The organism is Imhoffiella purpurea (assembly GCF_000585215.1).
Taxonomy (GTDB): Bacteria; Pseudomonadota; Gammaproteobacteria; order Chromatiales; family Chromatiaceae; genus Imhoffiella; species Imhoffiella purpurea.
On record NZ_AONC01000120.1, the window covers coordinates 1 to 595 of the forward strand.

Below are 595 nucleotides of genomic sequence, written 5' to 3' on the forward strand. Positions count from 1 at the left end.
GTAGCCCTCTCGCTGGTGTTATGCGCGACCTGCTCGATTCTCCGGTTCGCTGTCACCCAATCCCGGAACTGTCTGAAACGCAGAAAGAGCCAAGCCAATATGCTGGTAAAAACCCAGCGCCTGGTCGTTCTGTTCATTCACATCGACCTTAGATGCCCCCTGCTCTTTGATAGCATAAGCTGATAACATGGCACCAATGCCTTTTCCGCGAACATCAGGTGAGATGAACAACATTTCAATGTTACCTTCATGGACACCACAGAATCCCTGAATCTCACCATGAGCATTTTTAGCGCATATCAAATCAACAGCATCAAAATACTGCTCCAGAATTAACGGCTTTAACGCCTGCAGATCATCTTCATCCAGAAAATCATGGGTTGCCCTGACCGAGGCTTCCCAGATTTCTATTAGCTTAAGATGATCTACTTTTTCTACGATCTCAATATTCATCACCAAACCTGATTGAAAGTTTAATGCCTATGTATACCTAACCAAACTGGAGCGTAAGCGTTCAGACCCTCCTCCTCCCTTGGGGACGTGAAGACAGACGGGCTCCGCTATGGCAAAGTCAAAACCACGACCTAAACGACGC

Annotated in this window: 1 protein-coding gene; it reads right to left on the reverse strand. The window is 47.1% G+C overall.

The window, feature by feature from the left end; translation table 11 throughout:
* Nucleotides 1-18: 18 nt before the first annotated feature.
* A complete protein-coding gene (locus tag D779_RS21965) occupies nt 19-453 on the reverse strand; it encodes a GNAT family N-acetyltransferase (protein ID WP_081763646.1) in 435 nt (144 codons plus the stop codon).
* Nucleotides 454-595 lie beyond the last annotated feature (142 nt).